The sequence below is a fragment of the Brevibacterium sp. Lmc1 genome (assembly GCF_057654315.1).
This window is the reverse complement of sequence record NZ_CM172803.1, coordinates 2,281,270-2,306,035: the sequence shown is the minus strand read 5'-3', so window position 1 is coordinate 2,306,035 and position 24,766 is coordinate 2,281,270. Positions and strand designations below refer to the sequence as shown.

At 66.3% G+C, this 24,766-nt stretch carries 22 protein-coding genes; 21 read left to right on the top strand and 1 reads right to left on the bottom strand.

Annotated elements, in window-relative coordinates:
- Window positions 1–92 precede the first annotated feature (92 nt).
- Window positions 93–1,445 (bottom strand): DUF349 domain-containing protein, encoded by a 1,353-nt coding sequence (locus AC239G_RS10365; RefSeq protein ID WP_487488787.1) that lies wholly within the window; start codon window positions 1,443–1,445, stop codon window positions 93–95.
- A 119-nt stretch (window positions 1,446–1,564) separates the two neighbouring features.
- On the opposite strand from AC239G_RS10365, the gene AC239G_RS10360 reads away from it, so the two are divergent.
- From AC239G_RS10360 to carA, 21 genes are all read left to right on the top strand, one after another.
- Complete coding sequence (locus tag AC239G_RS10360) at window positions 1,565–2,209, top strand: MBL fold metallo-hydrolase (RefSeq protein ID WP_446657463.1); 645 nt, start codon at window positions 1,565–1,567, stop codon at window positions 2,207–2,209.
- 151 nt (window positions 2,210–2,360) lie between these two features.
- Window positions 2,361–3,695, top strand: coding sequence for a histidine--tRNA ligase (hisS, locus tag AC239G_RS10355; protein ID WP_139467347.1), 1,335 nt, complete (start codon window positions 2,361–2,363; stop codon window positions 3,693–3,695).
- A 58-nt stretch (window positions 3,696–3,753) separates the two neighbouring features.
- A complete protein-coding gene (gene aspS, locus AC239G_RS10350; protein ID WP_172169733.1) occupies window positions 3,754–5,535 on the top strand; it encodes an aspartate--tRNA ligase in 1,782 nt (593 codons plus the stop codon).
- Window positions 5,535–6,938, top strand: a complete 1,404-nt coding sequence (locus AC239G_RS10345; protein WP_482400335.1) for a replication-associated recombination protein A — start codon at window positions 5,535–5,537, stop codon at window positions 6,936–6,938. The genes aspS and AC239G_RS10345 overlap by 1 nt, the downstream gene beginning before the upstream one ends.
- A 65-nt stretch (window positions 6,939–7,003) precedes the next feature.
- The gene (locus tag AC239G_RS10340) at window positions 7,004–8,593 is read left to right on the top strand and encodes a cation:proton antiporter domain-containing protein (RefSeq protein WP_420097685.1); all 1,590 of its coding nucleotides are present in this window, start codon (window positions 7,004–7,006) and stop codon (window positions 8,591–8,593) included.
- A 274-nt stretch (window positions 8,594–8,867) separates the two neighbouring features.
- Window positions 8,868–9,509 carry a 30S ribosomal protein S4 gene (gene rpsD / locus AC239G_RS10335; RefSeq protein ID WP_373270422.1) on the top strand — a complete coding sequence of 214 codons (642 nt, stop codon included), beginning with the start codon at window positions 8,868–8,870 and terminating at the stop codon, window positions 9,507–9,509.
- 437 nt (window positions 9,510–9,946) lie between these two features.
- The gene (gene alaS, locus AC239G_RS10330; protein ID WP_487488786.1) at window positions 9,947–12,601 is read left to right on the top strand and encodes an alanine--tRNA ligase; all 2,655 of its coding nucleotides are present in this window, start codon (window positions 9,947–9,949) and stop codon (window positions 12,599–12,601) included.
- Window positions 12,598–13,074 (top strand): Holliday junction resolvase RuvX, encoded by a 477-nt coding sequence (ruvX, locus tag AC239G_RS10325; protein ID WP_487488785.1) that lies wholly within the window; start codon window positions 12,598–12,600, stop codon window positions 13,072–13,074. The genes alaS and ruvX overlap by 4 nt, the downstream gene beginning before the upstream one ends.
- Window positions 13,071–14,207: an endolytic transglycosylase MltG gene (mltG, locus tag AC239G_RS10320; RefSeq protein WP_139467342.1), complete on the top strand. Its 1,137-nt coding sequence runs from the start codon at window positions 13,071–13,073 to the stop codon at window positions 14,205–14,207. The genes ruvX and mltG overlap by 4 nt, the downstream gene beginning before the upstream one ends.
- A gap of 3 nt (window positions 14,208–14,210) precedes the next feature.
- The gene (locus AC239G_RS10315) at window positions 14,211–15,131 is read left to right on the top strand and encodes a shikimate dehydrogenase family protein (protein WP_487488784.1); all 921 of its coding nucleotides are present in this window, start codon (window positions 14,211–14,213) and stop codon (window positions 15,129–15,131) included.
- 13 nt (window positions 15,132–15,144) lie between these two features.
- Window positions 15,145–15,924 (top strand): prepilin peptidase, encoded by a 780-nt coding sequence (locus AC239G_RS10310; RefSeq protein WP_172169709.1) that lies wholly within the window; start codon window positions 15,145–15,147, stop codon window positions 15,922–15,924.
- A 10-nt stretch (window positions 15,925–15,934) separates the two neighbouring features.
- Window positions 15,935–17,134 (top strand): chorismate synthase, encoded by a 1,200-nt coding sequence (gene aroC / locus AC239G_RS10305; protein WP_434589673.1) that lies wholly within the window; start codon window positions 15,935–15,937, stop codon window positions 17,132–17,134.
- On the top strand, window positions 17,131–17,769 hold the full coding sequence (locus AC239G_RS10300) for a shikimate kinase (RefSeq protein WP_139467338.1): 639 nt from the start codon (window positions 17,131–17,133) through the stop codon (window positions 17,767–17,769). The genes aroC and AC239G_RS10300 overlap by 4 nt, the downstream gene beginning before the upstream one ends.
- A 171-nt stretch (window positions 17,770–17,940) precedes the next feature.
- Window positions 17,941–19,062 carry a 3-dehydroquinate synthase gene (gene aroB / locus AC239G_RS10295; protein WP_139467337.1) on the top strand — a complete coding sequence of 374 codons (1,122 nt, stop codon included), beginning with the start codon at window positions 17,941–17,943 and terminating at the stop codon, window positions 19,060–19,062.
- Window positions 19,063–19,209: 147 nt separating this feature from the next.
- Window positions 19,210–19,770: an elongation factor P gene (gene efp / locus AC239G_RS10290; RefSeq protein ID WP_101544394.1), complete on the top strand. Its 561-nt coding sequence runs from the start codon at window positions 19,210–19,212 to the stop codon at window positions 19,768–19,770.
- The gene (gene nusB / locus AC239G_RS10285) at window positions 19,771–20,181 is read left to right on the top strand and encodes a transcription antitermination factor NusB (protein WP_139467336.1); all 411 of its coding nucleotides are present in this window, start codon (window positions 19,771–19,773) and stop codon (window positions 20,179–20,181) included.
- A 110-nt stretch (window positions 20,182–20,291) separates the two neighbouring features.
- Window positions 20,292–20,843, top strand: coding sequence for a bifunctional pyr operon transcriptional regulator/uracil phosphoribosyltransferase PyrR (gene pyrR / locus AC239G_RS10280; protein ID WP_139467335.1), 552 nt, complete (start codon window positions 20,292–20,294; stop codon window positions 20,841–20,843).
- Complete coding sequence (locus tag AC239G_RS10275) at window positions 20,840–21,820, top strand: aspartate carbamoyltransferase catalytic subunit (RefSeq protein WP_139908114.1); 981 nt, start codon at window positions 20,840–20,842, stop codon at window positions 21,818–21,820. Before pyrR ends, AC239G_RS10275 begins: the two co-directional genes overlap by 4 nt.
- Entirely contained in the window at window positions 21,813–23,126 is a 1,314-nt protein-coding gene (locus tag AC239G_RS10270; protein WP_139467333.1) for a dihydroorotase, read from the top strand. The genes AC239G_RS10275 and AC239G_RS10270 overlap by 8 nt, the downstream gene beginning before the upstream one ends.
- Window positions 23,111–23,605, top strand: coding sequence for a PH-like domain-containing protein (locus tag AC239G_RS10265; protein WP_139467332.1), 495 nt, complete (start codon window positions 23,111–23,113; stop codon window positions 23,603–23,605). The genes AC239G_RS10270 and AC239G_RS10265 overlap by 16 nt, the downstream gene beginning before the upstream one ends.
- Window positions 23,602–24,762 (top strand): glutamine-hydrolyzing carbamoyl-phosphate synthase small subunit, encoded by a 1,161-nt coding sequence (carA, locus tag AC239G_RS10260; RefSeq protein ID WP_139467331.1) that lies wholly within the window; start codon window positions 23,602–23,604, stop codon window positions 24,760–24,762. Before AC239G_RS10265 ends, carA begins: the two co-directional genes overlap by 4 nt.
- Window positions 24,763–24,766: the final 4 nt, after the last annotated feature.

Sequence of the window (24,766 nt, the reverse complement as noted above, 5' to 3'; positions counted from 1 at the left end):
GACAAGACTTCGGAGAGCGCCTGTGGACAGGTGCTGACTCGAACGTCAGAAGCTGTGGACGAGCGCCGCGGCCTCAGCCGAGCACTGCGGCCTCAGTCGAGTTCTGCGGCTGTCTGGGCGAGCTGATCCCGCCAGGCGCGTCGAGCGTCGAGAGCTTCCTGCGCCTCGGCGACGGACTTCTCATCGCCCCCGGCCTTCGCGGCCTCGAGCTTCTTCTCGAGGTCGACGATCGACTCGTCGAGCTGACTCAGCGCACCCGAGGTGCGGGCCTTCGTCTCCGGGTTGCTGCGCTGCCACGCGGCTTCCTCGGCATCGGCGAGCGCGCGTTCGACTTCGCGCAGACCGTTCTCCATCCGCGAGACATCGGCGCGAGGGACCTTGCCGGCTTCCTCCCACTGGTCCTGGATGGTGCGCAGCTCGCGCTTGGCCGCCACCGGGTCGGTGATCGGCAGCAGCGCCTGAGCCTTCTTCAGCAGGTCCTCCTTGACGACGAGGTTTCCCTTGAACTCCTCGTCCAGAGCGGCATTCTCCGCATCACGAGCGGAGAAGAACACGTCCTGTGCTGCACGGAACCGTGCCCACAGCGCATCATCGTCCTTGCGCGAGGCACGCGGGGCGCGCTTCCACTGGCTCATCAGGTCCTTGTACTTCTGCGACACGGTGCGGAAATCGGTCGAGGCCGACAGCGACTCCGCCTCGGCGACAATCTTCTCCTTGATACGCTTGCCCTCGGCATTGACCTTGTCGAGCTCGGCGAAGAATTCCTTGCGCTTGTGTTCGAAGGTGTTCCGAGCCTGCGAGAACCTGCCCCAGAGCTCCTGATCGACGGCACGCGGCAGACGGGGTCCGCTGCGCTGCATGTCCTTCCACTGGGCGAAGAGCTCGCGCAGACGCGCGCCCGATTGCTTCCACTGGATCTTCGACGGATCCTGCTTGGCCAGGGTCTCGGCCTCGACGACGAGAGCCTCACGATCCTCGGCAGCGGCGAGTTTCGCGGCCTGCGCCCGGGCTGCCTGACGGGACTCCGTGGCCTCGGCATCGGAGATGAGTGTGTCGAGAGTGGCGCTCAGCCCCTTGAGATCTCCGACGACGTTGGCTTCCGGCAGTGATTCCTGCAGCGTCTTCGCCGCAGACACGACCTCACGGCCGGGAGCGCCGGCGGAGAGACGGTTGCGCAGCAGGACCGCGCTCTCGGCGAGTTCGACGTACTTCTTCGCGAAGTACTCGAGGGCCTCCTCGGGAGTGGCGTCCGGGTACTGCCCGACGGCACGCTCGCCCTCCGGAGTGGTGACGAACACATTGCCGTCCGAATCGGCACGACCATGAGTCACCGCGCGAGCGACCTCGGCGTCGTGGTCGATATGGCTGGCATTGACCACCTGTGCCGCCTGCGGACGCGGCAGCGACGACGGACGGGGGGTCGGCTTCGGTGTCGGGGTCGACATGGTTCTCACCTTGTTTCCATCGGTCGAACCGGCAGGTCATTCCACCCGCCGATCACTCGATTGTGGGATAGACGTTATCCCAGCATAACCATCGGCGAGCGTGTAGATAGACTTTGCACATGGATGTGTTCTCGACCAACGCCGAATTCCTCGACGTCAACTGCTATGCCGTGCGCGCAGACGGCTCCAGCGACTGCATTCTCATCGACTCCGGATACGACTGCGCCCCAGGCCTCGAGAAGCTGCTCAGCGAAGAGGGACTCGAACCTCAGGCGATCTTCCTCACCCACGGCCACCCCGACCATATTCTGGGCCTGACCAACGTGCTCGCCCGCTGGGACGTGCCCGTCCACCTCGGTGCCGCCGACCGTTACCGCCTGGATTCACCGGCCACGACGCTCAACCCGCAGTTCGCGGCAATGCTGGCGCCGCTCGTCGCAGACTGGAACGCCCCGGCAGCCATTGACGTCAGTGACGGTGAGAGCTTCGAGATCGCCGGACTCAGTGTCACGGCAGTCTCCGCACCCGGGCATACGGAAGGTTCCATGCTGCTGCGAGTGAAGGACGGGGACGAGGAAGTCATCTTCACCGGTGACGTCGTCTTCGCCGGAGCCATCGGCCGCGTCGACCTGCCCGGGGGAGACCCTCAGGCGATGTCCGAATCCCTGCGGGCATTCGCGACACTGCCGGACGTGCCGATCTATCCTGGACACGGCCCGGCCTCTCGCGTGAGCACAGAACTCGCGACGAATCCGTTCTTCTGAGGTCTGAGCGACCGAAGTCTCGGGTCTTCCTGCCCGAGGCGTTCGCGCAGTCCCGGACGACACCACACTATTCAGACCCCACCCGATACAGACACGACACTATTCAGCGGCGCCGCACGGCACCGCAACCGCACCGAAAGCAAGGAGCACCATGGCGAAGTCAGCCCGTCTGTCCGGATTCCCGGAACGACTCCCGGCCGAACGCGTGATCGAGAAGACCATCATCGACACCCTCGAACACACCTTCGCCCTGCACGGGTTCTCCGCACTCAACCACCGCGCCGTCGAACCGATCAGCCAGTTGGCCAAGGACGGCGAGATCGACAAGGAGATCTTCGCCGTCTCCCGCCTTCACTCCGAGGGTGCCGAACGCAACCCGCTGGGACTCCACTTCGACCTCACGGTGCCCCTGGCCCGCTATATCGCCGACAATGCGAACGAACTGAGCTTCCCGTTCAAGGCCGCTCGCGTCCAGCCTGTCTGGCGCGGCGAACGGCCGCAGGCCGGTCGCTACCGTGAGTTCATCCAGGCCGATATCGACGTCATCGCCGATGGGGAGCTGCCCGGACACTTCGAGGTCGAGATCCCTCTGGCCGTGGCCGATGCATTCTCCCGGCTCGCCCCGCTCGGCGTGCCCGGAATTAAGATCGTCGTCAACGACCGCAGGCTGCTCGAGGGCTTCGCCCGCGGAATCGGGCTGACGAACATCCAAGCCGTGCTGCGCTGCCTCGACAAATACGACAAGATCGGCCCCGCCGAAGTGGCGAAGCTGCTGGCCGCCGAAGCCGACGCCGATGAGGAGCAGCAGCGCCTGTGCCTGGAGCTGGCCGCCATCGAATCCGACTCCCCGGACTTCGCCGACGAGGTGCGCGCCCTCGGCGTCGACCACCCCCTGCTCGAAGCCGGACTCGAATCGCTGACGACTCTGCTGCGAGCCGCAGCCGAACGCGCGCCCGGAGTCGTCGTCGCCCAGCTCAAGATCGCCCGCGGCCTCGACTACTACACGGGCGCGGTCTACGAGACCCAGCTGATCGGCCACGAAGAACTCGGTTCCGTATCCTCCGGCGGTCGCTACGACTCGCTGGTCACCGTGGGCAAGAAGAACTATCCCGGGGTGGGCATGTCCATCGGCGTCTCCCGCCTCATGGCGTTCATCCTCGGCGAGACCTCGGAGATCCGTGCCACCCGCGGTACCCCCTCGGCCGTCGTCATCGCCGTCACCGAGGAGGCCCGACGGGCTGACGCCGACGCCGTGGCCGCGACGCTGAGGTCCCGGGACATCCCGTGCGAAGTCTCGCCGAACGCTGCGAAGTTCGGCAAGCAGATCCGCTACGCGGAACGCCGCGACATCCCGTTCGTCTGGTTCACCGACGGTGAGTCCGGCCACGAGGTCAAGGACATCCGCTCGGGAGAGCAGACCACGGCCGACCCGGACACGTGGACGCCCGCGGAAGACGACCTCTGGCCCCGCGTGTATCGGAGCTGAGCGCGGGGCGACTATCATTGTTCAGGCGCTAGACCACAACATCACAAAGGAGCCCTAGGTGCTGCGAAGCCACGAAGCCGGAAGCCTGCGAGCCGCGAACGCAGGAGAAACCGTCACCCTCACCGGGTGGGTCGATCGTCGTCGCGATCACGGAGGTGTGGCCTTCATCGATCTGCGCGACGCTTCGGGAATCGTGCAGGTCGTCGTCCGTGAGGACGATGCCCACCAGCTGCGCAACGAAACCGTCGTCAAGGCCACCGGCACCGTCTCGGTGCGCCCCGAGGGCAATACGAACCCGAACCTGCCCACCGGTGAGATCGAGATCATCGACACCGCCGTCGAGGTGCTCTCCGAAGCAGCGGCCCTGCCGTTCCAGGTCTCCGACCACGCCGAGGACTCCGGCGCCGTGGGCGAGGAGACCCGTCTGCGCTACCGCTACCTCGACCTGCGCCGTTCGGGCCCGGCAAAGACGATACGTCTGCGCTCCGATGTCAACAAGGCCGCACGGTCGGTCCTCGACGCCCACAGCTTCGTCGAGGTCGAGACTCCGACCCTGACGAAGTCGACTCCGGAAGGTGCCCGCGACTTCCTCGTCCCGGCCCGCCTCAAGCCCGGCTCCTGGTACGCCCTGCCGCAGTCGCCGCAGCTGTTCAAGCAGCTGCTTCAGGTCGCCGGCATGGAACGCTACTACCAGATCGCCCGCTGCTACCGCGACGAGGACTTCCGCGCCGACCGCCAGCCCGAGTTCACCCAGCTCGACATCGAAGCCTCCTTCGTCGAGCAGGAGGACATCATCGCACTGGCCGAAGAGATCCTCACCGCACTGTGGAAGCTCATCGGCTACGACATCACCACGCCGATCCCGCACATCACCTACCACGAGGCGATGGAGAAGTACGGTTCGGACAAACCGGACCTGCGCTTCGGCCTCGAGCTGCACAACCTCACCGAGTTCTTCGCCGACACCCCGTTCCGCGTCTTCCAGTCGCCCTATGTCGGCTCCGTCGTCTACCCCGGCGGCGGCTCGCTGCCGCGTCGTCAGCTCGACGGCTGGCAGGACTGGGCCAAGCAGCGCGGGGCGAAGGGTCTGGCCTATGTGCTCATCGGCGAAGACGGAACCCTGTCCGGTCCGGTGGCCAAGAACATCTCCGATGAGGAGAAGGCGGGACTCGCCGAGGCGGCCGGTGCGCAGCCGGGCGATGCGATCTTCTTCGCCGCAGGTGATCGCAGCATGCGTGCCCTTCTCGGTGCCGCCCGCAATGAGATCGCCGAACGCACGGGTCTCATCAAGGACGGAGACTGGGCCTTCGTGTGGGTCGTCGACGCGCCTCTGTTCGAATCGGCCGCCGAAGCGCAAGCCGCCGGAGACGTCGCCGTCGGCGGCGGACAGTGGACAGCCGTCCACCACGCCTTCACCGCTCCGAAGCCCGAATTCCTCGACACCCTCGAAGAAGACCCGGGCGCCGCTCTGGCCTATGCCTACGACATCGTGTGCAACGGCAACGAGATCGGCGGCGGCTCGATCCGCATCCACCGCAAGGACGTCCAGGAACGGGTGTTCGAGATCATGGGCATCTCCGCAGAAGAGGCCGAGGAGAAGTTCGGCTTCCTCCTCGAAGCCTTCAAGTTCGGAGCACCCCCGCACGGCGGCATCGCCTTCGGCTGGGATCGCATCGTGTCCCTGCTGGCCGGCGTCGACTCGATCCGTGAGGTCATCGCCTTCCCGAAGTCCGGCGGCGGATTCGATCCGCTGACCCAGGCACCGGCCCCGATCACCGACGCCCAGCGCGCCGAGGCCGGAGTTGACTACGAACCGGAAGACGACGACTCCGAGGCCTGATGAGCCACGAACCCAATCTGTTCTCCGACGGCCCGGACCAGGATTCCCCTGGTCCGGGCTTCGCCGGTTCCTCCCGGACCTCCTCGGGCAGGGCCCTGGACCCGCTTGCGGTGCGGATGCGTCCCCGGACCCTGGAGGAAGTCGTCGGTCAGGAGCACCTGACCTTCCCCGGATCCCCGCTCAACCAACTCGTCGAAGCCAGCGGGGGAGACCGGGCGGGAGCATCCTCGGTGATCCTGTGGGGTCCGCCCGGAGTCGGAAAGACCACGCTGGCCCATGTCATCTCCCATGCCCCGGGCCGTACCTTCGTCGAGCTCTCCGCCATCACCGCGGGCGTCAAGGACGTGCGCCAGGTGATCGAGAGCGCCCGCCGCGAACGGGAGATGTACGGACGGACCACCGTTCTCTTCCTCGACGAGATCCACCGGTTCTCGAAGGCCCAGCAGGATGCCCTGCTGCCAGCGGTGGAGAACCGGCTCGTCGTGCTCGTGGCCGCCACCACGGAGAACCCGTCGTTCTCCGTCATCTCACCCCTGCTGTCGCGGTCGCTCATGCTCACGCTGCGTCCGCTCGACGACGAGGCGGTCGGCAATCTGCTCGACCGTGCCGTCGAATCCGATCGCGGCTTGGCCGGACAGTTCACCCTCACCGAGGAGGCCCGGAACTTCATCGTCCGCATCGCCGGGGCCGACGCCCGCCGTTCACTGACCGTCCTCGAAGCTGCCGCCGGAATCGCCGCCGCGCAGTCGGAGGAGGCAGACGACGAACCGATCGCGATCACCGAATCGGCCTGCGCCGAGGCGAGCAGCGAAACCGTTCTGCGCTACGACAAGAACGGCGACCAGCACTACGACGTGGTCTCCGCGTTCATCAAATCCATCCGCGGATCCGATGTCGACGCGGCTCTGCACTATCTCGCGCGGATGATCGTCGCCGGTGAGGACCCGCGCTTCATCGCCCGTCGCGTCGTCATCTCTGCGGCCGAGGACATCGGCATGGCCGACCCGCAGGCGCTGCCGATCGCCGTGGCCGCCTCGACCGCGGTTGCCAACATCGGCATGCCCGAAGGACGGATCCCCCTCGCCGAGGCGGTCACCTACCTCGCGCTGGCCCCGAAGTCGAACGCGAGCTACCGCGCCCTGGACGCCGCGATCGCCGATGTGAAGAACGGACTTGCCGGAGAAGTGCCGATGCATCTGCGCGACGCCCACTATCCGGGGGCGAAAGAGCTCGGCCACGGTGAGGGCTACAAATACTCGCACGACTATCCGCACGGGGTCGCCGATCAGGAGTACCTGCCGGAGTCGCTGCGAGGCAAGCGCTACTACTCTCCGACGGGCAACGGAATGGAACGCAGCATGGCTGAGAGGCTCGAGAACCTCAGGCGGCTGCTGCGACCCTGATAGCTTTGGAGCAGACGCGGTGACGGGCAGAGACGTTGCCGGCGGCGCTGATCGAGGAGGACGGCATGGCAGACATCGTCATCACGATCGCCGCCGCGCTGGCGCTGGGACTCATCGCCCATGAGCTGCGCATTCCGCCGCTCGTCGGATTCCTCGCGGCCGGATTCCTCCTGCACGTCTTCGGCTTCACCGCCTTCGCGGGACTGCAGCAGGTATCGGACATCGGAGTCGTCCTGCTGCTGTTCACGATCGGACTGAAATTCGATCTGCGCTCCCTGCTCCAACCCGAAGCCCACGGCACCGCTGCGCTGCACATGATCACGGTGGTCCTCCTCGGTGCCGGGACGATCGGAGCTGCCGCAGCCATCGGCATCGTCAGCGTCGGCGGGGGACTGGGCACCTTGGCGCTGCTCGGCTTCGCCCTCTCGTTCTCCTCCACGGTGCTCGTGGTCAAAGTGCTCGAAGACCGCTCCGACGACGGGTCCTACTACGGGCAGATCGCGATTGCGATCCTCGTCCTCCAGGACCTCGCTGCGGTCGCCTTCATCACGATCGCAGGCGAAGAGCCGCCGAGTCCCTGGGCGTTCGCGCTCGTCCTGATCGTTCCCGTGGTCTGGGTGCTGCGACGGCTCCTCGACCGCGTCGGACGCGGTGAGCTGCTCGTCCTCTTCGGCGTCGTCATGGCCTTGGGGCCCGGCTATGTCGCCTTCGAATCAGTCGGCATCCACGGCGACCTCGGAGCGCTGGTGCTCGGACTTCTCTTCTCCACCCACCCGCGAGCCGTGGAGATGTCGAAGTCGCTGTTCAGCGTCAAAGAGCTCTTCCTCGTCGGGTTCTTCGTCGTCATCGGGCTCCAAGCGGTCCCCACCTGGTCGGATCTGCTCATGGCGCTGGCCCTGTGCGTCGTGCTGCTGCCGTTCAACTTCGCGAGCTTCTACCTCATGGGTCGCCTCTTCGGCCTGCGCAACCGCACCAGCGTGCGCACCAGCCTGGCCCTGAGCAACTTCTCCGAATTCGCACTCATCGTCGTCGCCGTCGGAGTCGACAACGGACTCTTCGAGGGCAACTGGCTGACCATCACCGCCCTCGCCGTGGCACTGGGGATGATCGGCTCCTCCCTGGCGAACGCCTACAGCCTCCAGATCGTCGCGAAGCTCGACGCGATCCTGCCGGACGAGAACGAGAGCCGGCTGCGGGCCAACGATCGGCCGCTCGACACCGGAGATGCGGAGGTCGTCGTCCTCGGCATGGGCCGCATCGGTCGCGGAGCCTACGAGCGCTTCGTCGAACGCGGCGACCGCAGCGTCATCGGCATCGACAACGACCACACAGTCATCGAAGCCCTGCACGCCGACGAGTTCACAGTGCTCGAAGGCGACGCCACAGACCACGAATTCTGGCACCGCCTCGTCGTCGGCGGCAGCGCCCACACCGTCGTCCTCGCCATGGCGCTGCACGACTCGAACACCTTCGCTCTCGAACAGCTGCGCATCGCCGGCTTCCCCGGGACCATCGCCGCGGTCGTCCAACGTCCCGATCAGGCCGAGCACTTCGCCCGTGCCGGGGTCCACGCGGTGATCAACATCTACAGCGGGTCCGGAGCGGCCGTCGCCGATGCCGCGATCGACAGCCACGAAGACGACTGTCGGAAGTGACAGCGGGCTGCCGGCAGTGACAGCGGTGCCTGCGGATCGGTCGGCCGGCAAGGGTGGACGGTTCGCCTCAGTCGGCAAGATCACAGCGGCGAGGCCGCCGATCGGCTTTGCGACGGGCGGTGTGCACCCGCTAAGATGGACAGCTGTTGTGCCTGCACCCTAAAGGCGGTCGGTGCGAGCGGATCTCGACGCTCAATCCCTCTTTCCCATCCGGGGAAACAACAGTCGCGTTCGGGGCGAGAACCGCAGAGGCCCACCGCGGCAGAACACATTGATGAAAGGTAATACAGTGCCAGCACCAGCACGTAATCGCCGTATGACGCGCCTCTCGCGCGCCCTCGGCATTGCTCTGACACCCAAGGCCGAGAAGTACTTCGAGCGTCGCCCGTACCCTCCAGGTGAGCACGGTCGCGCCCGTCGTCGCAACGACAGCGACTACTCGGTCCGCCTCAAGGAGAAGCAGCGTCTGCGCGCGCAGTACGGCATCCGTGAGGCCCAGATGCTCAAGACCTACAAGGAAGCCAACCGTCTGCCCGGTCTGACCGGTGAGACAATGGTCGAGCTCCTCGAATCGCGTCTCGACGCCCTCGTCCTGCGTTCGGGATTCGCCCGCACCATGGCCCAGGCCCGTCAGTTCGTCGTCCACCGTCACATCACGGTCGACGGACAGCGCGTGGACCGTCCCTCCTTCCGCGTGAAGGAAGGCCAGACCATCCAGGTGCACGAGCGTTCGGCTTCGATGGATCCGTTCCAGGTCGCCGCCGCCGGTGGTCACAAGGACGTTCTGCCCGCAACGCCGGGATACCTCAACGTGAACCTCGAGGGCCTGCAGGCAACTCTGCTGCGCACCCCGAAGCGCGAAGAGGTGCCGATCACCTGTGACGTTCAGCTCGTCGTCGAGTTCTACTCGCGCTGATCTGCTGAACACAGCGCATCGCGCCACCGCGACTGCCCGGGGCCTCTTGGTTCCGGGCAGTCGCGCATTCACGGCACGGGCGTCCACTGTACGGCGCGTGCACCCGCAGTTTCGGCGCGGGCGTCAGCGGGTTCGGCTTCGGCCCACTCAAAGGCGAATAGCACTGTTTCAAACAGGGGCTATTCACCTGAAAGTGGGCTGTTCGGTTAGAAACTCCGCAGGACGCACGTCGCGGGGGCGGAAGTGGTCCGCCGAACGGAGTGGGAGCGGCGGACTCGGGGAGCGGTCGACTCTGACCCACCCGGCACGCCGCGCCACATCGCATATTGCGGCGGAGCCATTAAACTGGTCCCTGTTAAGTGCGGGTACGCACGAGTAAGTGTCGCGCCGGGCTCATTCGCCCGGCGGCGCACAGGCAATATCTGAAAGGCCTTGGATTGAAGACGGCAGAGATCAAACAACGCTGGTTGGACTACTTCGAAGCGAACGGGCACACCGTGGTCCCCTCGGCGTCGGTGATCAGCTCCGATCCGTCCATCCTGTTCAACATCGCGGGAATGGTCCAGTTCATTCCCTACCTCACCGGCCGGGAGCCGGCCCCGTTCAACCGCGCCACCAGCGTCCAGAAATGCGTGCGCACCGGAGACATCGAAGAGGTCGGCAAGACGACCCGCCACGGCACCTTCTTCCAGATGAACGGCAACTTCTCCTTCGGCGACTACTTCAAGCGCGATGCCATCAAGTTCGCCTGGGGACTGCTGACGACCCCCGTCGCCGAGGGCGGCCTCGGCTTCGACCCGGAGCTGCTGTGGGCGACAGTGCACGAGGACGATCTCGAGACCATCGACATGTGGCTCGAGGAGACCTCCGTTCCCCGTGAGCGCATCCAGCTGCGCGACAACGAGGACAACTACTGGCACACCGGCCAGCCCGGCCCCGGCGGCTACTGCTCGGAGATCTACTTCGACCGCGGCCCCGCCTACGGCGTCGACGGCGGACCCGTGGCCGACGAAGACCGCTACATCGAGATCTGGAACCTCGTGTTCATGGAGTTCGAACTCTCCGAGGTTCGCTCGAAGGTCGACTTCGACGTGGCCGGCGAGCTGCCGGCGAAGAACATCGATACCGGCATGGGACTCGAACGTGTCGCCTTCCTGCTCCAGGGCGTGGAGAACATGTACGAGATCGACGAGGTCTTCCCCGTCATCGAGGCCGCCAGTCGTCTGGCCGGTCGGACCTACGGCGAGGACGAGCACGCCGATGTGCAGCTGCGCGTCGTCGCCGACCATGTCCGTTCGGCCCTGATCATCATCGGCGACGGGGTCCGCCCCGGCAACGAAGGCCGCGGCTACATCCTCCGCCGCCTGCTCCGCCGTGCCGTGCGTGCCATGCGTCTGCTCGGAGTCAAGGAAGAAGTCCTGCCCGAGCTGCTGCCCGTCTCCATGCAGGCCATGAAGCTGTCCTACCCGGAACTCGAAACGGACTTCGACCGCATCTCCCGGGTCGCCTACGCCGAGGAGAAGGCGTTCCTGCGCACCCTCGAATCCGGCACTCAGCTGTTCGCCAATGCCGCGAAGTCACTCGACGGCGCGGACAAGACCATCAGCGGGGACATCGCCTTCGCTCTCCACGACACCCATGGGTTCCCCATCGACCTCACTCTCGAGATGGCTTCCGAAGCCGGACTGAGCGTCGACGAGGCCGGGTTCCGTGAGCTGATGAGCGAACAGCGCACCCGCGCCAAGGCCGATGCCAAGGCGAAGAAGGGCGGCGGCCACGCCGACCTGTCCGCCTATTCGGCGCTGCTCGACGAAGGTGCCAGCGAATTCGTCGGCTATGACCGACTCGAGTCCGACTCCCGCGTGCGAGGAATCGTCGTCGATGGGGTCGCCGCCGAGGTGCTCACCGCCGGTCAGAGCGGCGACGTCGTCCTCGACCTGACCCCGTTCTACGCCGAATCCGGCGGTCAGCGCGCCGACGTCGGCCTCATCTCCGGCCATGGCTTCACCGCCCGGGTCAGCGACGTCCAGAATCCGGTCAAGGGACTGCCTGCCCACCGGGTCGAGGTGATCGACGGAGAGCTGCGCGTCGGTGACGAGGTGCTCGCCGCCGTCGACCACGACCACCGGTTCCAGGGCGCACAGGCCCACACCGCCACCCACCTCGTCCACGCTGCGCTGCGCGAGATCCTCGGCAGCCACGCCGTGCAGGCCGGTTCGCTCAACCAGCCCGGATACATGCGCTTCGACTACTCGTTCCCCGAAGCCCCGAGCACCCAGATGCGGGCCGAGATCGAAGAGGTCGCGAACCTCGCGGTGCGTTCGAACTACGAAGTCGGCACCGAATACATGTCCTTCGACGACGCGAAGAAGTCAGGTGCCATGGCGCTCTTCGGCGAGAAGTACCCGAACGTCGTGCGCGTCGTCGACATCGGCGGACCCTTCTCCCGCGAACTCTGCGGCGGCACCCACGTCGGTGCCTCCGCGGAGGTCGGCCCGATCTCCGTGCTCTCCGAAGCCTCCGTCGGCTCCGGAGTCCGGCGCATCGAAGCCGCTGTCGGCATGGACGCCTTCCGGTCCCTGGCCGCCGAGCGGACCATCGTGTCCTCACTCTCGGAGATGCTCAAGGTCCCCGGCACCGACGTCACCTCACGCGTGTCCGATCTGATGAGCCGGCTCAAGGACGCCGAGAAGGAGATCGCTCGCCTCAACGCCCAGCAGCTGCTGGCCTCTTCGGGCAAGTTCCTCGATGAGGCGCAGACCGTGGGCCAGACGCTGTTCGTGCAGGCCGAACTCGGCGACATCGCCAACGCCGGAGACATCCGCACACTGGTCACCGACCTGCGCAACCGGGTCGCCGACCGTCAGGCGGTGATCTTCGGCATCGGAGTCAGCAGCGGAAAGCCCGTCGTCGTCATCGCCACCACCGAGGCGGCCCGCGCCGCCGGTCTGCAGGCAGGAAAGCTCGTGTCGCTGGCCTGCCGCGAACTCGGCGGCGGAGGCGGCGGCAAACCCGACCTCGCCCAGGGCGGGGGCAGCAACCCCGCGGCGATCCCGTCAGCCATCGCGGCGGTCAAGGCAGCCATCCAGTGAGTTTCCGCCGAGGTCGCCGGCTGGGTCTCGACATCGGTTCCGTGCGGATCGGTGTCGCCTCCAGCGACCCCGACGGGATTCTGGCCACCCCGCTCACCGTCGTTCGTCGAACAGACGAACCGGCGGCGCTGCGGCAGCTGCGCGACATCGTCGACGAATACGAACCCATCGAACTCCTGGTGGGGGACCCGAAGTCCCTCGACGGCGCCGCCCGGGCCGCAGCCACCTCGGCGTTGGAATTCGCCCGCCGGATCGCCGCGGCCACCGGCACACCTGTCCGTCTCGTCGACGAACGCTTCACCACCGTCGAGGCCCACCAGGCTCTCGCCGCAGCCGGGAAATCGTCACGCCAGCGACGCGAGATCGTCGATGCCCAAGCCGCCGTGATCATCCTCCAGAACGCCCTCGAGTACGAACACAACACCGGTGTCCCCTCCGGCCGTGAGATGCCCGACGAGGAGAACGACGTATGAGCCCGATCACCGAAGAGTTCTCGACCGACGAAGGACTGTCCCGCGCAGAGATCCGCGCGAAGAAACGGCGCAGAATGATGCGCCGCCGACGGACGACGACGATCGTGATCATCTGCATCCTCGTCTTCGGCGTCGGCGGCTTCTTCGGCGTGCGTGCGGCCGGGGGAGTCTTCGACGACCTGTTCGGACCGAAAGGCGACTACGAGGGGCAGGGCACGAACGAGGTCTCGATCGAGATAGCTCCCGGATCCTCGGCGCGCACCGTGGCCAACCAGCTCGTCGAAGCCGGAGTGATCATGAACTCCGAGCCCTTCCTCGACGAGATCGAACGCCGTGAGGCGACCATCCAGGCCGGGACCTGGACGATGCGGGAGAAGATGAGCTCGAAGGCCGCGGTCGAAGCGCTCATCAACCCCATCGCCCCGCCGAAGATCACAGTCGCCGAAGGCAAACAGGTCGAAGAGATCAAGGCGATCATGATCGAATCGGGGATGAACGCCGACGAGGTCGACAAAGCCATCGACGATAAGACCCCGAAGGACTACGGACTCGAGATCGACGCGCCGAGCCTCGAAGGCTATCTGTACCCGGCGACCTACGACCTCAACAAGCAGAAGACCGCCGAGGACATCGTTCAGGAGATGGTCGACAAGACCGAGACCGAACTCGACGAACTGGGAATCGAGAGCAAGGACGCCAACCGCATCCTCACGCTGGCCAGCCTCGTGGAGAAGGAATCCCCGGGAGACCCCGAGGTGCGCTCGAAGGTTGCCAGGTCCTTCCTCAACCGCATCTCCGACAAATCGCAGACCGGGGGACTGCTCCAATCGGATGCGACCGTGGCTTATATCCACGGTGCCCGCTCCGACCTGACGACGACGAAGAAGGAACGCCAGTCCGACTCGCCGTACAACACGTACAAGAAGAAGGGTCTGCCTCCCGGGCCCATCAACTCGCCGAGCAAGGGCGCCGTCGAGGCGGCGCTCGAACCCGCCGACGGTGACTGGCAGTTCTTCGTCGCGACGAACCCGGACACGGGGGAGACCAAGTTCGCAGACAATTACGAGGACCACAAGAAGAACGTCGAGATCTACCGCAAGTGGCTGCGCGAGCACAGCAAGGACGACGGATAGCCGGTGAGGATACTTGCCGCAGTGCTCGGTTCGCCGATCGCACACTCGAAGTCCCCGCTGCTCCACCGCGCCGCCTTCGCAGCGTTGAACCTGGAATCCAGCGAGTACTTCCGGTACGAACTCGGGGCCGATGAGCTCGAGGGATTCCTCGACTCCCACCCCGATCACACCGGCTTCTCGCTGACGATGCCGTTGAAGGACCGACTCGTCACACTCGCCGCCGAACGCGGGTGGAACCTCGACGAGACGGCGACACTGACGGCCGCCGGCAACACCCTTGTGCGCTACCGCGGAGAAGTGCAGGTGGCGAACACCGACGTCGAGGGCATCGTGCGTGCCATCGCCCCGCACAGGGAATCAGGACCGTCCGCGTCCGGTGGTGCGGGAGCCGGTCGCGCGACGATCCTCGGCGCCGGAGCCACGGCCGCCTCGGCGCTCGTGGCCTGCCGCGATCTCGGGATCGCACACGTGGACTTCCGCGTCCGCAGCCCGGACCGTGCCCGCCGGGTCCTCGACCTGGCCGAGCGGATCGGTCTGACCGCCTCGGTGGGCGACCTGACCTGGATCGGTCCATCGGAGATCGTCGTCTCGACCCTGCCCGCCGAGGCGGCCCCCGACCCGATCTGGGATGACTCCTTCGCCCCCGGTGCGATCGCCCTCGACGTCGCCTACGCCGCCGATTCGACCTTCCTCGCCGCGGCTGCAGCGCACGGTCTGCGCCCCGTCGCCGGAACCGCCATGCTCGTCGAACAGGCCGTCGCCCAGTTCGAGATGTTCCTCGCCGCAGCCAGGGCCGACGGCCCGACGACGACGGAGACCCTGCCGACGTCGCAGGCCCTGCCGGCGGCAGACGACCTGACCGCGCGGGTCACGGCGGCCATGTACGCAGCACTCGAGGTCCCGCCGGTCCGGGCGCAGGACTGAACCGGCGATCGCGATGGACACCGGAGTGCTGCACGGGATGACCATCGGAGTCACGGTTCTGGCCGCTCTGGCCTGCGGTCTCATCCTCGCCGTGACCCCACGGGCCTGGCTCAACGACTCCGCGCACCTGCAGCGTTGGCAGTCATCCAGATGGGCTCGCGGCATGGGACCGATGCTGCTCGGCCCCATCATCGCCGCGGCAGTCGCCGTCGTATTCACCCTCTTCGTGCTCGCACCACTGGAGACCGGGTGGAGCGCCTATGCGCCGCTGGGCGGAACGACGTTCGCCCCGGGCCAGCCGAACTCCGCCGATCGCATCGTCTCCGCCCTGCTGCTGGGACTCGTCTCCGGCGCCACGCCATTCCTCGTCACCGCAGACCTGAGCGTCCGCAGACTGCCTGATCGGATCGTCATTCCCCTGTCTCTGGTCGCCCTGGGACTCCTGATCACGGGCTCCGTGCTCGGAGAACTGCCGATGTGGTTCGCGTCATTCTTCGCAGGACTCATCGGCCTCGTCTTCTTCACGGCAGTGCACCTGGTGGGTCGAGCGCTGCGGGCGCGGACGATGGGGCTCGGGGACGTCAAGCTCGCGTTCATCGTCTTCGCCGTGCCCGGTCTCTTCGATCCGTGGGCACCTGCGCTCGTGCTTGTCGCCATGATGCTCATCAGCGGGGCCTGGGCGCTCATCGGAGCGATCCGAGCCGGGCGGGTGCGCGGGGTGACCATCGCCTTCGGACCGGCCATGCTTTCCGGCATGTGGCTCGGGTGCCTGTTCGCCCCAATACTTTTGTAGAATCGGTGGAATGTTGAGATGGCTGACTGCAGGCGAATCCCACGGCGAAGCGCTGACTGGGATCATTGAGGGGCTTCCCGCCCATGTACCGATCACCAGGGACGATATTCGTGCGAGCCTGGCTCGCCGCCGACTCGGCTATGGCCGCGGCGCACGGATGAAGTTCGAAGCCGACGAGGTGCGTCTCCTCGGCGGTGTCCGCCACGGGCAGACCTTGGGCTCACCGGTGGCGATCGAGGTCGGCAACACCGAATGGCCGAAGTGGGAATCCGTGATGAGCCCGGATCCCGTCGACGCGTCCGAACTCGAAGGACTGGCGCGCAACGCCCCGCTGACTCGGCCGCGTCCGGGCCATGCCGATATCGTCGGCATGCAGAAGTACGGCTTCGACGAAGCCCGCCCCGTGTTGGAGCGCGCCTCGGCGCGTGAAACCGCGATGCGCGTGGCACTGGGCACGGTGGCCGCGAAGTTCCTCGGCGAATTGGGCATCACCCTCGTCTCCCACACCGTGGCCATCGGCGGCGCCGAACACGCTGCCGATGCGCTGCCTGCGCTGCCGACCGCGGCCGATGTCGAAGCCCTCGACGCAGATCCTGTCCGCTGCTTCGACGCCGACCTCTCGGCGGCGATGGTCACCGAGATCGACGCGGCGAAGAAGGCCGGGGACACCCTCGGTGGAGTCGTCGAAGTCCTCGCCTACGACCTGCCTCCGGGGCTGGGCTCCCACGTGCATTGGGACCGTCGTCTCGACTCCCGTCTGGCCGGTGCCCTCATGGGCATCCAGGCGATCAAGGGCGTCGAAGTCGGAGACGGCTTCCTCACCACGAAGCGTCCCGGCTCGCAGGCCCATGACGAACTGGAAGTCGGACCCGACGGATTCCGTCGCACGAGCAATCGTGCCGGTGGCACGGAAGGCGGAATGTCCACGGGCGGTCCGCTGCGGGTGCGGGCGGGGATGAAGCCGATCGCCACGGTGCCGCGTGCCCTGGCGACGGTCGACGTCGAAACCGGTGAGGCCGCGAAGGCGAACCATCAGCGTTCCGACGTGTGCGCGGTTCCCGCCTCGGGAGTCGTCGCCGAAGCCATGGTGGCACTGGTGCTCGCCGAAGCCGTCGTCGAGAAGTTCGGCGGAGACTCCGTTGCCGAGACGAAGCGGAACCTGGACGCCTATGTCGCGGCCATTCCGGAGAACCTCCGCATCGGACAATGAACCACACCCCGCTGCCCAAACCGGTTCCGCCCCTGGAACCGGTCCCCGCCGCGCTCTCGCGCATCGTGCTCTCCGGTCCGCCGGCGGCAGGGAAATCGACGATCGGTCGGCTGCTCGCCGATAGGCTCGGCCTGCCGCTGACGGACACGGACGCGAACATCGTCGACAAGTACGGGGTCATCTCGGAGATCTTCGTCGAACGCGGCGAAGATCACTTCCGACGCATCGAACGCGAGGTCGTGCGCAGGGCACTGCGTCGTCTGCTCGATCGTCCGGGCATCGTGTCCCTGGGCGGAGGAGCGATCCTCAACCCCGGCACCCGAGCTCAGCTGCGACATCCGGCGATCAAGGTCGTGCACATCGATATCGATGTCGACACAGTGTCCCAGCGGCTGACCGCCCCGCACCGACCGCTGCTGCGCGGTGCCGGCAGCCCGGTGGAGAACTGGCTGGCCCTGGTCAACGAACGCGAACCCCTGTACGAGCAGGTCGCGACCTTCCGGGTCCAGGCCTCGAACTCACCGCCGTCGACGGTGGTCAACCGAGTCGTTGACGTCCTCACCGGTCTGCAGCGAGCCGAGGAGTACGCGAAGTACGCCGATCCCGACGACGACGGATCCGGTCAGCAGCGCTGAGCACGGCCCTGGCGGTGAGACGTCTGCGACCACATCGGTCACCCGTTTCGCCGCCGGGAGCCTGTGAGGGCTAGGCTGGATCCGGCCCACGGAACAGGTGCCTCGACTCCGAGCACTCACCGGGCGGCCGAGCCTTGAGAGAAGACGATGAACGATCAGGAAGACGGACGAATGAGCCTCACACGCATCAATGTGGACGCCGGCGGGAACTACCCCGTCCTCGTCGGCCAGGGACTGCTCGGCGAACTGCCCGAGCTGCTCGGAAACCGCGTCGAGAAGGTCCTCGTCATCCACCCCCGCGCACTGCGCACCACCGGTGAGACCGTTCGCGACGACCTCGCCGCAGCCGGTCTCGAGGCCGTGGCCGCGGAGATCCCCGACGCCGAAGAGGCCAAACACGTCCAGGTCGCCGCATTCTGCTGGCAGGTCCTCGGCCAATCCGACTTCACCCGCACCGACGCGATCATCACCGTCGGCGGGGGAGCGGTGAGCGACCTCGGCGGATTCGTCGCCGCCACCTGGCTGCGCGGAATCAAGGTCATCCACATCCCCACCACCGTGCTCGGCATGGTCGACGCCTCCGTCGGCGGCAAGACCGGGATCAACACGGCCGAAGGCAAGAACCTCGTCGGCTCCTTCCACGCACCCGCCGGTGTCCTCGTCGACCTCGACACGCTCGGAACCCTGCCGGAGAACGAACTCTTCACCGGCCTCGCCGAGGTGGTCAAGACCGGATTCATCGCCGACCCCGCGATCCTCGATCTCGTATCGAACCACTCGAAGGACGAGATCGCCGATGTGCACGGCCCTGTGCTGCGCGAACTCATCGAACGTTCCATCCGGGTCAAGGCCGAAGTCGTCTCCGGAGACTTCAAGGAGTCCGGACGCCGGGAGATACTCAACTACGGCCACACCCTCGGCCATGCGATCGAGCACAAGGAGCGCTACCAGTGGCGTCACGGTGCCGCCGTATCGGTGGGCATGGTCTTCGCCGCCGAGGTGGCGTCGATGATCAAGAGCCTGCCCTATGAAGTCGTCGACCTCCACCGTGAACTGCTCGGCAAACTCGGACTGCCGGTGGGCTACCGTTCCGATGTGTGGCCGCAGCTGCTGGACACGATGAAGAGGGACAAGAAGGCCCGCGGGGCGATGCTGCGGATGGTGCTGCTCAGTGATATCGGCGAACCGAGCACCGTCGAGATCCCCGATGCCTCCATCCTCTTCACCGCCTACCAGGAGATCGGCGAGGATTCGCCGACGGTTCCCCTCGGCATCGGCCTCGGCCTCGACTGACCCCGCCCGGATGGAAGCGTCCCGCTGGGCTTGCTAGACTTGCCCAGTGGCGCGTTCGTCGACCCCGCACCTCGGGGTCCTCCGACGCGTCGTGCCGACTGCGATCACCATTCGGTGATCAGGACTGAACCGAAGAAGGACGAATTAGTGGCGACAACGAACGACCTGAAGAACGGCCTTGTGCTCAACCTCGACAACCAGCTGTGGCAGGTGCTCGAATTCCAGCACGTCAAGCCCGGAAAAGGACCGGCCTTCGTCCGCACCAAGCTGAAGAATGTCATCTCCGGCAAGATCATCGACAAGACCTTCAACGCCGGCACCAAGGTCGAGACCGCGAATGTCGACCGCCGCGATATGCAGTACCTCTACCATGACGGCACCGACTACGTGTTCATGGATGCCAAGGACTACGACCAGGTCAACATCTCCGCAGACCTCGTCGGCGACGCCGCGAACTACATGCTCGAGAACCAGGATCTGCAGATCTCCTTCCACGAGGGCACCCCGCTCTCTGTCGAGCTGCCGCCCTCGGTGGAACTGACCATCACCCACACGGAACCCGGACTCCAGGGCGACCGTTCGACCGGTGGTTCGAAGCCCGCGACCCTCGAGACCGGCTACGAGATCCAGGTGCCCCTGTTCCTCGAAGAAGGCGTGAAGGTCAAGGTCGACACCCGCAGCGGCGACTACCTCGGTCGCGTCAAGTAAGTGGCGTCCGCACGTACCCGAGCCCGTCGCCGGGCTCTCGAGCTGCTCTTCGAAGCCGGGCAGCGTCGACTGGCCATGGACGAACTCGTCACCATGCGGTCGAACGATCCCGACTACCCGATGAAGGAATACGCGGTCGAGATCGTCAAGGGCATCACCGAGAAGCAGGCGGAGATCGACGAGATCATCTCCACCTACTCAGAAGGCTGGACCCTGGATCGAATGCCGGCCGTCGACCGGTCGCTGCTGGAGATCGGGACCTGGGAGATGCTGTACAACGACGAGGTACCCGACAAAGTGGCCATCGACGAAGCAGTGTCCCTGGCCAGACAGTTCTCCACAGATGACTCTCCCGGCTTCGTCTCGGGGTTGCTCTCCCGCATCCTCGACGTCAAACCGACACTCATCTGAGGCGGCGGGTCCGCACTCCGGACCCGCCCGCCGGTGGGCACCCCACCGGGTTTACAATCGAATCGAACCACTCCTTTAACCACCGTCCAGAGAGGCGGAGAAGGGGAAATATGACACAGCGAACAGTGCTGGACGCCCCCGATATCTCGCGGGCGATCACCCGCATCGCGCACGAGATCATCGAATCCAACAAGGGCAGCGACGACCTCGTCCTCCTGGGCATTCCGCGCCGCGGAGTCCCGCTCGCCCACCGACTCGCCGAGGCGATCGCCTCCATCTCCGGCCGGCCCGAGACCGCAGGCGAACTCGCCGGCAGCCTCGACATCACCATGTACCGTGACGATCTGCGCGGCGGCTCCTACCGGGCGCCCGAACCCACCACCATCCCGAGTGCGGGAATCGATGCGAAGACCGTCGTCCTCGTCGACGATGTGCTCTTCTCCGGACGCACCATCCGCGCCGCCCTCGACGCCCTTGCCGATGTCGGTCGGCCCGCCAAGGTCCGCCTCGCCGTCCTCGTCGACCGCGGCCACCGGGACCTTCCGATCCGTGCCGACCATGTCGGCAAGAACCTTCCGACCTCTAGCAGTGAACGCGTCAACGTCTCCCTGACCGAAATCGACGGAGACGACTCCGTGAGCATCTCGGGAGGCCGCGAATGAAACATCTGCTCGACACCGCATCGCTGAGCCGACACGACGCCATCGGCATCCTCGACATCGCCGAGGAGATGACTCTCGTCTCCGAACGCGAGGTCAAGAAGCTCCCCGTGCTGCGGGGACGCACAGTGGTCAACCTGTTCTTCGAGGACTCCACACGCACCCGACTGTCCTTCGAGGCCGCAGCCAAACGGCTCTCGGCCGATGTGCTCAACTTCTCCGCCAAGGGCTCCTCCGTGTCGAAGGGCGAGAGCCTCCAGGACACGATCCAGACGATCTCGGCGATGGGCGCCGATGCCATCGTCGTCCGCCACTCCGGGGCGGGCACCGCCCACCGCCTCGCCCATACCGGGTGGATCGACGTTCCCGTCGTCAACGCCGGCGACGGCACCCACGAACACCCCACCCAGGCGCTCCTCGACGCTTTCACCCTGCGCCGGGCACTCGCCGGAGTCCCCGCCTCGGGGCCGGTGCAAGGGGGACCCCGCGGTCAGGGACTCGACGGAGCGAAGGTCGCCATCGTCGGAGACATCCTGCACTCCCGCGTGGCTCGGTCGAACGTCCACCTGCTCGCCCGCCTCGGCGCGGACGTCCACCTCATCGCACCACCCACCCTGCTGCCCTGGGGAGTGGAGAACTGGCCGGTGACCATCCACTACGACTTCGATTCCGCGCTGAGCGCCGAGGACTTCGCAGCCGTGATGATGCTGCGCGTCCAACACGAGCGGATGCACGAATCCTTCTTCCCCAACGAACGCGAATACGCCCGCCTGTGGGGACTGAGCGCGGCTCGTCTGGCCAAACTGCCGGAGACGAGCTTCATCATGCACCCAGGGCCCATGAACCGCGGCTTCGAAATCTCCGCTGCCGCAGCGGACTCACCCCGCGCCCTCGTCCTCGACCAAGTCGAGAACGGAGTGAGCGTGCGCATGGCGGTCCTCTACCGTCTGCTGACCGGTCAGGAGGAGACCAATGACTGATTACCTCATCCGCGGTGCCGATGTGCTCGGACGCGGAGTCGCCGATATCGCGATCCAGGACGGTCGCATCGTCGACCCCGAACTGCTGAGCACAAGCGACTATGAAACAGTCGACGCCGCAGGACTCGTGGCCCTGCCGGGACTCGTCGACATGCACACCCACCTGCGCGAACCCGGCAAGGAAGACGCCGAGACCGTGCTCACCGGATCACGCTCAGCCGCCTCGGGCGGGTTCACCTGCGTTCACGCCATGGCGAACACCGCGCCCGTGGCCGACACCGCCGGCGTCGTCGAACAGGTTCACCGCCTCGGCCGCGCCGCCGGATTCACCGAAGTCGTACCCGTCGGCGCCGTGACCACCGGACTCGAGGGAAAGCAGCTCGCCGAGCTGGGAGCCATGGCGCGCTCCGGAGCTCGCGTGCGGATGTTCTCCGATGACGGAATCTGCGTCTCCGATCCGCTGCTCATGCGCCGCGCCCTCGAATACGTCAAGACCTTCGACGGGATCATCGCCCAGCACGCACAGGAACCACGCCTGACCGAAGGCGCACAGATGAACGAGGGAACGGTCTCGGCCGAACTCGGACTGCCCGGCTGGCCAGCCGTCGCCGAGGAGTCGATCATCGCCCGCGATGTGCTCCTGGCCGAACACGTCGGGTCCCGACTCCACATCTGCCACGTCTCCACGGCCGGCAGCGTCGACCTCATCCGCTGGGCCAAGGCACGGGGGATCGCCGTGACCGCCGAGGTGACACCGCACCATCTCATGCTCACCGACGAACTCGTGCGCACGTTCGACCCCGTCTACAAGGTCAACCCGCCGCTGCGCACCGACCGCGACGTGCAGGCACTCCGGGCTGCACTGGCAGACGGCACGATCGACGTCGTCGGCACCGACCACGCCCCGCACACCGCCGAACACAAGTGCAGCGAATGGACCGCAGCGGCCATGGGCATGGTCGGCATGGAATCCGCCCTGTCGATCGTCGTCGCCGCCATGGCCGACCACGACTTCGACTTCGGCGATGTGGCGCGCGTGATGTCCTCGGCTCCGGCCCGGATCACCGGAGCCTCCGGGCACGGCAGCCTCGAGCTCGGAGCGAGTGCGAACATCGTCCTCGTCGACCCGGCCGCACCGCACCGCATCGAACCCGCAGACCACGCCACAAAGGGACGCAACAACCCCTTCGCCGGCGTCGAAGTCACCGCGCAGGTCACCGACACTTTCTTCTACGGCCACCGGGTCTTGGCCGCAGGGGCACTCACCACACCCCACCCGGCAGGAGCAACATGGACACAACAATAGGCACACTCATCGTCGCGGCAGTCATCCTCCTCGTGATCGTCGCGATCGCCTGGGGATGGAGCCGACGCAAACGGGCCCAGTCAGAGGTCGTCACCCCGCCGAAGCCCCATATGGGCATCAAGGCCGTGGGCGAGCCGGTCGAAGGCTCCTATGTGTCGACGACGAAGGCCGGCCATCCGCTCGAACGCGTCGCCGTCCACGGCCTGGGCATCCGCACCACCGGGGAACTCGTCGTCACCGACGGGGGAGTGATCATGGACCTTGCCGGACGCGAGGACTTCCTCATCCCGCGCCGCGACATCGTCTCCGTGGACACCACGAACGGGATGATCGGGAAATTCGTCGAACGCGGAGGCATCATCCGCATCACCTGGCACCTGGGCGACACCCTCGTCGACACGGGCTTCCGCGCCCGCTACGCCGCATCCACCACCCCCACCGTCGACCGCATCCGCGAAATGATCGAAGAGGCACAATGAGCTTTTCCACCACCCCCGCCGTCCTCGTCCTCGAAGACGGCCGGACCTTCCACGGATCCGCCTACGGACACATCGGCGAAACCACCGGTGAAGCCGTGTTCGTCACCGCCATGTCCGGCTACCAGGAGACGCTGACAGACCCGTCCTACCACCGACAGATCATCATCCAGGCCGCTCCGCACATCGGCAACACCGGAGTCAACCGCACCGATGACGAATCCGCCCAGATCTGGGCCGCCGGCTACGTCGTCCGCGATGCCTCCCGGATCTCATCGAACTGGCGCTCCGAAGGCGACCTGGCCGACTGGCTGACCGAGTCCGGGATCGTCGGCATCTCCGACGTCGACACCCGAGCCCTGACCCGCCACCTGCGCGACAAGGGAGCCATGCGCGTGGGCATCTTCTCCGGACCCGCCGCCGAGGCGCCCGAATCCGAACTCCTCGCCCGTGTCCAGGCGTCTCCGCAGATGGCCGGAGCCAACCTCGTCGACGAGGTCTCGATCACCGAACCCCGACTCATCCCCGCCCGCGGGGAGAAGCGCTTCAGCGTCGCCGCCGTCGACCTCGGCATCAAATCGATGACCCCCGAACGACTGAGCGAACGCGGAATCGACGTGCACCTGCTGCCGTCGACGATCAGCTTCGACGAGATCCGGGCCCTGGGCGTCGACGGAGTCTTCTTCTCGAACGGCCCCGGCGACCCCGCCACCGCAGACGACCAGGTCGAACTGCTGCGCGCCGTGCTCGACGCCCGAATCCCGTTCTTCGGCATCTGCTTCGGCAACCAGCTGCTCGGTCGGGCCCTGGGCTTCGGCACCTATAAGCTGCCCTTCGGCCACCGCGGGATCAACGTGCCCGTGATGGACCGGACCACGGAGAAGGTCGAGATCACCTCGCAGAACCACGGCTTCGCCGTCGACGCTCCGCTGACAGGCGAGACCACCGCCCCGCACAAGGCCGACTACGGCCGGGTGACCGTCTCCCATGTGTGCCTCAACGACGACGTCGTCGAGGGACTCGCCTGCCTCGACATTCCCGCCTTCTCCGTCCAATTCCACCCCGAGGCTGCGGCCGGCCCGCACGATTCGAGCTACCTGTTCGATCGCTTCGTCGACCTCATGTCCGCTTCCCAGGCCGATTCGGCTGCCCAGGCCTAAGGAG